Origin of the sequence: Streptococcus oralis (assembly GCF_001578945.1) — a bacterium.
Lineage (GTDB): Bacteria > Bacillota > Bacilli > Lactobacillales > Streptococcaceae > Streptococcus > Streptococcus oralis_Q.
Genome location: NZ_KQ969552.1, coordinates 251,579 through 259,730 on the forward strand (window position 1 = coordinate 251,579; position 8,152 = coordinate 259,730).

The following is an 8,152-nucleotide window of genomic DNA, read 5'->3' on the forward strand; positions in this document are numbered from 1 at the left end:
GTTCTTGCTTATTCTGCATCTTCTTCTCCTTTCATTTCCAACTGCTGAGACTGGTAGGTTTGGGCATACCAGCCATCTAAAGCTAGCAAGTCATCGTGCGTGCCACGTTCGATAATTTGGCCGTTTTGCAGAACTAAAATCAGATCTGCATGGACAACTGCACTGAGGCGATGAGCCGTGATAATGGTCGTCTTGCCCCTGCGCGTTTCTTTGAGATTGTCGATAATCGCATACTCTGTCTTGGCATCCACGGCGGACAAGGAATCATCTAGAATCAAAATATCAGGGTCTAAAATCATAGCCCGACTCATTGCCAGACGTTGCTTTTGCCCACCAGATAAACTAACTCCTTTTTCACCGATAACTGTGTCAAATCCCTGAGGCATGTCTACAATATCTTGATAAACTTGAGCCAGCTTAGTTGCTTCCTCGACTGCTGAAAGAGGCAAGTTAGGATTGCCAAAGCGGATATTGTCTAAGATAGAGGTCGCAAAGAGGAACTGGTCCTGAGGGACATAGCCCATGAGACTGCGAAGGTCTGTCAGACGATAGTCACGAATATCATGACCGTTTAGATAAATAGCACCCTTATCCACATCGTACTCACGCAAGAGGAGCTTGATCAAGGACGTTTTTCCAGAGCCTGTCTGCCCGACCAAGCCTAGGGTTTGTCCTTTTTCCAGACTAAAGTGAATATTCGTCAGTGTGTCTTCATTTTCAAAGGCAAAGCTGTCAATGGCGTACTCCAAACGTCCATTTTCAATACCGTCCAGAGGAAATTCAGGATCTTTTACAGGTGATTCCTGAGATAAAAGATCTTCGATCCGCTGGTAGGACACCTTGCCTCGCTGGGTAATATTAAAGAGGAAACCAATAGCCATGAGAGGCCAAACCAGCATATCCAAATAACTGATAAAAGTGACCAGATTCCCAACTGTAATCTGCCCCTCCTGAACCATCAAGGAACCGACTAAGAGCGTTAAAACATAGGATGAACCAACAAACAAGAGAACCATGGGGTCAAAGAGACTATCGTATTTCATGGTTTGGAGGTTCTTTTGGAAGGTCAATTCATTCACCGCCTGAAAGGACTCAAGCTCATCAGACTGATAACCGAAAGACTTGGTCACTTTGATACCTGATACAGACTCCTGCACCTTGTTATTGAGTTCGGAAAAGGCTGCTTGTGACTCGCCAAAGGCCTTATGAGTCTTTCTCCCAAGACGACTAGTCGCATAAGCCATAAAAGGCAGGGGAAAAATAGCAACCAAGGTCATTTGCCATGAAATACTAAAAAGCATGGTCAGCAAAGTCACCAGAGCCGTGATAGAGGCATCCACCGCAGACATAACACCGCCCCCTGCTAATCGAGTTAAGGCATTGATATCATTTGTAGCGTGTGCCATCAGGTCTCCCGTTCGATAGGTCTGATAAAAGGCTGGAGACATTTTTGTAAAATGCTCAAACAAGCGAGACCGCATAATCTGCCCCAGACGGTAGGAAGTTCCAAGGATATACATGCGCCAAACATAGCGCAGATAGTACATCCCAAAGGCCGCAAGTAGCAAATAAAATAGATTAAGAAGGAGTTCCTGCTGGGTTAATTGTCCCGACGTAATGGCATCAATGACCCGTCCCATGACCATGGGGGGAATGAGATTGAGGACAGAGACCAAGACCAAGGCCACAATCCCGACTAGATAACGGCGCTTTTCTAACTTGAAAAACCACCAAAGTTTTTGAATAATGGACATAAAATCCCTTTCTGATTGCAAATGGAAACCTGAGGCCAATACTCAATGAAAATCAAAGAGCAAACTAGGAAACTAGCCGCAGGCTGCTCAAAGCACTGCTTTGAGGTTGTAGATAGAACTGACGAAGTCAGTAACCTACATACAGCAAGGCGACGTTGACGCAGTTTGAATTTAATTTTCGAAGAGTACAAGACCCCAGGTTTTTCTTATTCATAGGTTACGACTGTGACAGCACCCTTGTCATACTCCGCAATAAAGATATTAGCGACATTGTCATGCCCTTGCTTGCTGAGGTTGTCAAGAAGCCACTCCTCCGTACGACCGATAGATTCTAGCACATCTAGCTGAATGACACCATCTGTCACGACAGGATACTTGGGATTTTCATCGCCCATTTGCACTACGATGAGCTGACCGTTTTGCTCCTGCACAGCTCGTTTGACTTGCTTCATCTGGAAAATTCCTTGCCCTCGCAGTTTAAGGGCGACGTCTGCTGCGGACAAACCAACCGAGCGACAGGCTTCGGGGTCGATTTTCCCATTTCTAATCAGGAGAGTTGGTTTACCGTCGATGAGGTGTTTGACAAAACGAACGTTATTGTTAAGCCACTTGAGGGTCAGGACCAATATAGTCCACATAATCAGGATAACTGCGTACTGAAGAATACTGATAGAGCTATTGTAAATCACCCCACCGATAATTCCCCCAAGAACATAGTTCTGAATTTGATCTGTTGCTGAATTGGGCGCTAGATTTCCCTTACCTGTCACATTGATAACGAATACCAGAGAAAAGAGACCCAAGGCCAGTTTGATTAAAATTTCAAGGTAATTAAGTGTCATTTCTTCACCTCCACCAATTCGATGTCATCTGTCTTATAAAGTTCCATTTTTTCTAACAGGTATTTGTCTGGCTCACTTCCACTCATGGCTCGATAGTAACTATTTCCTACCTTAAGAATGGCTCCATCCGTTGCTGCCGAGGTGCTTACATAAACTTTGGACTTGTCTACCCCCAAATCTCCAGAAACCACTTCGATAAAATGAAGGGATGTTTGAAACTGATTATTAGAGGCTTGATTGGACTGAAAATTTGAGATACTTACCAGTAGTAAGGTCAATAAGGTCAAGACAGAAATCATGACCAGCTCCCGAAACTTGGTTCCTCGATTGTCGCGATAAGCCTTGAAGGCAAAAAAACCGGTCACTCCCAGCAAGACAATCCCTAACCCAATCATGACATTATTTTGCTGATTGATTTGGCTGAGTACATAGTCATAAGAGTAGAATTTCATCTATTTTCACTCCTTTTCATAAAATCTTTTTTATTATAAACAAAAGAGAGGGATTTTTCAAACCATACGTTGGGGAAATGCGCCTTTTTTTGGTATAATATAGTCTGTAATCTGAATGAAAAAGGTAACTTTATGAAACTCATCTCATGGAATATTGATTCCCTCAATGCAGCCCTAACGAGCGACTCAGCTCGTGCAAAATTGTCCCAAGAAGTCCTACAAACCTTGGTAGCCGAAAATGCTGATATTATCGCTATCCAGGAAACCAAGCTTTCTGCCAAGGGTCCTACAAAGAAACACTTGGAAATTTTAGAGGAACTCTTCCCAGGCTACGAAAATACTTGGCGATCTTCCCAAGAACCTGCTCGCAAAGGCTATGCTGGAACCATGTTTCTTTATAAGAAAGAACTCACACCAACGATTAGCTTCCCAGAAATCGGTGCTCCTTCTACCATGGACTTAGAAGGCCGTATCATCACCTTAGAATTTGATACATTTTTCGTGACCCAAGTATACACTCCAAATGCTGGAGACGGTCTCAAACGCTTGGAAGAGCGCCAAGTCTGGGATGTTCAATATGCTGAGTATTTAGCGCAACTAGACAAAGAAAAACCAGTCCTTGCGACTGGTGACTACAACGTTGCTCACAAGGAAATCGACCTTGCAAATCCTGCCAGCAATCGCCGTTCACCTGGATTTACAGACGAGGAACGAGCAGGATTTACCAACCTTTTAACAGCAGGATTTACCGACACCTTCCGCCACATTCACGGCGATGTCCCAGAGCGTTATACTTGGTGGGCGCAACGTAGTAAGACTTCTAAAATCAACAACACAGGCTGGAGAATCGACTACTGGCTCACCAGCAATCGCGTGGCTGACAAGGTGACCAAGTCTGACATGATTGACTCTGGAGCACGGCAAGACCATACGCCGATTGTGTTGGAAATTGAGATCTAAGGAGAAAGCTAATGGACTATCAAGCTGTCATTCCTGAATTTGTAGTATCTGACCTCGAAAAGTCACGCCACTTCTACTGCGACTTGCTGGGATTTTCTGTCGAATACGAGCGTCCAGAGGAGAAATTTCTCTTCCTCTCGCTTGAAGACTGTCAACTTATGCTAGAAGAAGGCAGCACAGAAGAATTAGCCCAACTAACCTATCCTTTCGGGCGCGGTGTCAATATTTCCTTTGGCATTGAAGATGTCCCTCAGCTCCACCAAAAACTGCTGGAAGCCGACTATCCTATCCATCGTCCGCTGACCAAACGAACATTTCGTGTTGGGGATCACTATATCTATCCTCATGAATTTGCAGTTTTGGATCCAGATGGTTATTTTCTAAGATTTAGCGAATAGAAGAATAAAAGGCTACAATACTATCTAGCATTGCAGTCTTTTATTCGTTCGCTTTTATGATCTATTTACTAACAAAATATTTGATTTACAAAGCTAATTGGTGTAAAATAAAAACATTGGCAGTAACCTATTTAAAATTGAATATCATTTTACTTGTTTATGTCGTGAATTGGCACGACGTTTCTACAAGGTGCCGGAACACCTAACAATGAGTATGTCAGCTGAAGGTATGGTTTTGGCCATGCCTATTTTGGGGACTTACTTAGGGGATTAAGTAGGTCCTTTTTGAATATTTTTGTTAAAGCACGCCTTTAAGTGTAAACTAAATATTTTTAATATTTCCCTTAATTAGTGCAGACGGGAGGTGAAATTACCCTGTGGATAATTTCAGGAATCCAGGGAATTTCATCCCTAATTTTTGAGCCCCTAGCTCTTTCATTTCTAGGCTTAGGCTAAAATAGTTCCCCGAACTATTTTACTCTCAAAAATCCCGTCATAGACAATAACAAGATTATTGTCTATGATACCACTACGGCGGGAAATATTTGATAAAACTCGCTTCGCTCGTACTAGTTTTATCAAATATATAGTACTAGCAAACTGGTTCACTATAGAAACATTTAACCAACAAGTAAACTGGCTTTTAGACTTTAGGAGGTCTTATGAAATTATTAGAAGAGCGCATCCTCGAGGATGGGCATATCTTGGGTGACAATATCCTCAAGGTGGATTCCTTTTTAACCCACCAAGTTGACTTTAGCTTGATGCGAGAGATTGGTAAGGTATTTGCGGAAAAATTCGCTGCTGCTGGCATTACCAAGGTCGTAACCATTGAAGCTTCAGGCATTGCCCCAGCCATTTTTACAGCTGAAGCCTTAAACGTTCCCATGATTTTCGCCAAAAAAGCTAAAAACATCACCATGAACGAAGGCATCTTAACCGCCGAAGTCTACTCCTTTACTAAGCAGGTAACCAGCACCGTTTCCATCGCTGGAAAATTCCTCTCACCAGAGGACAAGGTCTTGATTATTGACGATTTCCTTGCTAATGGCCAAGCTGCCAAAGGCTTAATCCAAATCATCGAACAAGCCGGAGCAAAAGTTGAAGCGATTGGTATTGTGATTGAAAAATCCTTCCAAGATGGTCGTGATTTGCTTGAAAAAGCAGGATATCCCGTCCTATCACTGGCTCGCTTGGATCGTTTTGAAAATGGTCAGGTCGTATTTAAGGAGGCAGATCTCTAATGCAAAAACAAGAAAAACATTCACAAGCAGCCGTTCTTGGCTTGCAGCACTTATTAGCCATGTACTCAGGTTCTATTCTGGTTCCTATCATGATTGCGACAGCTCTTGGCTATTCAGCTGAGCAGTTGACCTACCTGATCTCAACAGATATCTTCATGTGTGGGGTGGCCACCTTCCTTCAACTCCAACTCAACAAATACTTTGGGATTGGACTACCAGTCGTTCTCGGAGTTGCCTTCCAATCCGTCGCTCCTTTGATTATGATTGGTCAAAGCCACGGTAGCGGTGCTATGTTTGGTGCCCTTATCGTTTCAGGGATTTATGTGGTTCTAATTTCAGGCATTTTCTCAAAAGTTGCCAATCTCTTCCCATCTATCGTAACAGGATCTGTTATTACGACTATCGGACTAACCTTGATTCCTGTCGCTATTGGAAATATGGGAAATAATGTCCCAGAGCCAACTGGGCAGAGCCTGTTCCTAGCAGCCATCACTGTTCTGATCATCCTCTTGATTAACATCTTTACCAAAGGATTTATCAAGTCTATCTCTATTTTGATTGGGTTGGTTGTTGGAACTGCCATTGCTGCTACTATGGGCTTGGTTGATTTCTCCCCTGTTGCAGCAGCACCACTTGTCCATGTCCCAACTCCCCTCTACTTTGGAATGCCAACCTTTGAAATCTCCTCTATTATCATGATGTGTATCATCGCAACGGTTTCTATGGTTGAGTCGACTGGTGTTTACCTCGCCTTGTCTGATATCACCAATGACCCAATCGACAGCACGCGCCTTCGCAACGGTTACCGTGCAGAAGGTCTGGCCGTACTTCTCGGAGGAATCTTTAACACCTTCCCTTACACAGGATTTTCACAAAACGTTGGGTTGGTTAAATTATCTGGTATCAAGACCCGCCTGCCAATCTACTACGCTGCTGGTTTCCTAGTCCTCCTTGGACTCCTTCCTAAGTTTGGAGCCCTCGCCCAAATCATTCCAAGCCCTGTCCTTGGAGGGGCCATGCTGGTGATGTTTGGTTTTGTTTCCCTTCAAGGGATGCAAATCCTCGCCCGCGTTGACTTTGCTAACAATGAACATAACTTCCTTATCGCAGCTGTCTCAATTGCTGCAGGTGTTGGACTCAACAATAGCAATCTCTTTGTCAGCATGCCGACAGCCTTCCAAATGTTCTTTTCAAACGGAATCGTCGTAGCCAGCCTACTCGCTATTGTCCTCAATGCAGTATTAAACCGGAAAAAGAAATAAGAAAAAGAGGTGCGAGCCTCTTTTTTGTTTATCCCAAATTGAGTGTAAATACTATCAATCCCAATTCCCATCTAATATTTCTTTTATAAACTTTTTAGGCATCCAAAAGGAGTGTTTTGTAATCCTACGCCCATCTGGAAGTTCATCCGTATCAGATAATGAACCTTTCCCAACAAATTTTCCTTTTTCAATTTCATAATAAGTATTAGTAGCATGTAATTTCGTAAATAGGATTCTGTTTATCCTACTTTGAGGAAAATTAGTTGACACTTTATTACCATTTTGAGTTAATTTAACTCCGTCAGAAATAATTTGTCTAGTTTCCTGCCACACTCTTTGTATTTCTTCTAATTGTCTATCCTGAAATCCCCAAAACTTGATAGAATCTAATACAAATAGCTTAGGTTCAATTTCCTTAAAAATAACGAAGAGGAATCGTTTATTGTAAATTTCATTATAAACATGTGATGATTCCCAACTATCATTTGCTGCTAGTTCTTTAAAACAATAAGTTTTAAACGGGGAGTCTTCCTTAGGTAAATTATTCTTATCTACTCGAATAACTCTCAAATTCATGTTTGCTTTTTGAAATTCTTTTGTCTTATCTAAATCCCCTGTTAAGCCTAAAATTTTTCTAATCAGAGTACTATTCTTACCTTTTGCTTTGGGATTCACTTCAAATCTATCATATAACTCTTGTTCGGAGAAACCTTTGTAGGAGAGAATCTTCTCTGCAACAACCTCAGTAAATGATTTTTTCTCACCCCTAAAATTAGCCAGGACACTTTCTTGATCTGATTGATTAAAGATTTTATGATTAATCAGATAGGTCATATAACTTGATTTTAATTCCCAAGCTCTTTGTTTTGCTAATTCATGACTAAAGGGTTGTTGTCTTAAATCCTTTCCTTTACCTGCCCCTTTTGTACAAGTTGATAAATAGTTCCCATCTGATTCTGATAGTTCATGCGCCCTTCCGTTTTTGATTTTATCTGTAATCTTCTGATAGTCTTCAAGGATAACTGCCATATCTTCCTCAAACCATTCATATAAAAATATTTTTTCAATGACATAGTCCTTCATTGTTTGATTAGGAATTAAGCCATTGTAAAACAATAACAAAATCTTTGTACATTTTTTCCATAAGTGGGTGGAGTAAAAATCCTCTAAATTTTCCTCCATATAGTTTAGTATTGTTAATACAAGTCGTTCTTTGGCACTAAGTGTCCCATTTTTGTTT

At 41.8% G+C, this 8,152-nt stretch carries 8 protein-coding genes and 1 riboswitch; of the genes, 4 read left to right on the forward strand and 4 right to left on the reverse strand.

Annotated elements, in window-relative coordinates; translation table 11 throughout:
- Positions 1–8 precede the first annotated feature (8 nt).
- The 3 genes from SORDD16_RS06660 to SORDD16_RS06670 all read right to left on the reverse strand — a co-directional run bounded on the left by SORDD16_RS06660 (position 9) and on the right by SORDD16_RS06670 (position 3,048).
- Positions 9–1,754 (reverse strand): ABC transporter ATP-binding protein, encoded by a 1,746-nt coding sequence (locus SORDD16_RS06660; RefSeq protein ID WP_061452817.1) that lies wholly within the window; start codon positions 1,752–1,754, stop codon positions 9–11.
- Positions 1,755–1,960: 206 nt separating this feature from the next.
- Positions 1,961–2,596, reverse strand: a complete 636-nt coding sequence (locus tag SORDD16_RS06665) for a DUF421 domain-containing protein (RefSeq protein ID WP_061413342.1) — start codon at positions 2,594–2,596, stop codon at positions 1,961–1,963.
- Positions 2,593–3,048, reverse strand: a complete 456-nt coding sequence (locus SORDD16_RS06670; protein ID WP_061452818.1) for a DUF3290 family protein — start codon at positions 3,046–3,048, stop codon at positions 2,593–2,595. The genes SORDD16_RS06665 and SORDD16_RS06670 overlap by 4 nt, the downstream gene beginning before the upstream one ends.
- 132 nt (positions 3,049–3,180) lie before the next feature.
- On the opposite strand from SORDD16_RS06670, the gene SORDD16_RS06675 reads away from it, so the two are divergent.
- The 4 genes from SORDD16_RS06675 to SORDD16_RS06690 all read left to right on the forward strand — a co-directional run bounded on the left by SORDD16_RS06675 (position 3,181) and on the right by SORDD16_RS06690 (position 6,912).
- Positions 3,181–4,008: an exodeoxyribonuclease III gene (locus tag SORDD16_RS06675; protein WP_061452819.1), complete on the forward strand. Its 828-nt coding sequence runs from the start codon at positions 3,181–3,183 to the stop codon at positions 4,006–4,008.
- A gap of 11 nt (positions 4,009–4,019) precedes the next feature.
- The gene (locus SORDD16_RS06680; RefSeq protein WP_061452820.1) at positions 4,020–4,406 is read left to right on the forward strand and encodes a bleomycin resistance protein; all 387 of its coding nucleotides are present in this window, start codon (positions 4,020–4,022) and stop codon (positions 4,404–4,406) included.
- 133 nt (positions 4,407–4,539) lie between these two features.
- Positions 4,540–4,635, forward strand: a riboswitch (purine riboswitch).
- Positions 4,636–5,068: 433 nt separating this feature from the next.
- Positions 5,069–5,650, forward strand: coding sequence for a xanthine phosphoribosyltransferase (locus SORDD16_RS06685; RefSeq protein WP_061452821.1), 582 nt, complete (start codon positions 5,069–5,071; stop codon positions 5,648–5,650).
- Complete coding sequence (locus SORDD16_RS06690; RefSeq protein ID WP_061452822.1) at positions 5,650–6,912, forward strand: nucleobase:cation symporter-2 family protein; 1,263 nt, start codon at positions 5,650–5,652, stop codon at positions 6,910–6,912. Before SORDD16_RS06685 ends, SORDD16_RS06690 begins: the two co-directional genes overlap by 1 nt.
- A gap of 54 nt (positions 6,913–6,966) precedes the next feature.
- Here the strand turns inward: SORDD16_RS06690 and SORDD16_RS06695 are convergent.
- Positions 6,967–8,152 (reverse strand): Sau3AI family type II restriction endonuclease (locus tag SORDD16_RS06695; RefSeq protein ID WP_061452897.1); only part of this gene is annotated, 1,186 nt, incomplete at its 5' end.

Excerpts from the sequence above, each read along its gene's own strand:
- SORDD16_RS06660 (WP_061452817.1), bottom strand. The coding sequence starts at position 1,754 with ATGTCCATTATTCAAAAACTTTGGTGGTTTTTCAAGTTAGAAAAGCGC.
- SORDD16_RS06665 (WP_061413342.1), bottom strand. The coding sequence starts at position 2,596 with ATGACACTTAATTACCTTGAAATTTTAATCAAACTGGCCTTGGGTCTC.
- SORDD16_RS06670 (WP_061452818.1), bottom strand. The coding sequence starts at position 3,048 with ATGAAATTCTACTCTTATGACTATGTACTCAGCCAAATCAATCAGCAA.
- SORDD16_RS06675 (WP_061452819.1), top strand. The coding sequence starts at position 3,181 with ATGAAACTCATCTCATGGAATATTGATTCCCTCAATGCAGCCCTAACG.
- SORDD16_RS06680 (WP_061452820.1), top strand. The coding sequence starts at position 4,020 with ATGGACTATCAAGCTGTCATTCCTGAATTTGTAGTATCTGACCTCGAA.
- SORDD16_RS06685 (WP_061452821.1), top strand. The coding sequence starts at position 5,069 with ATGAAATTATTAGAAGAGCGCATCCTCGAGGATGGGCATATCTTGGGT.
- SORDD16_RS06690 (WP_061452822.1), top strand. The coding sequence starts at position 5,650 with ATGCAAAAACAAGAAAAACATTCACAAGCAGCCGTTCTTGGCTTGCAG.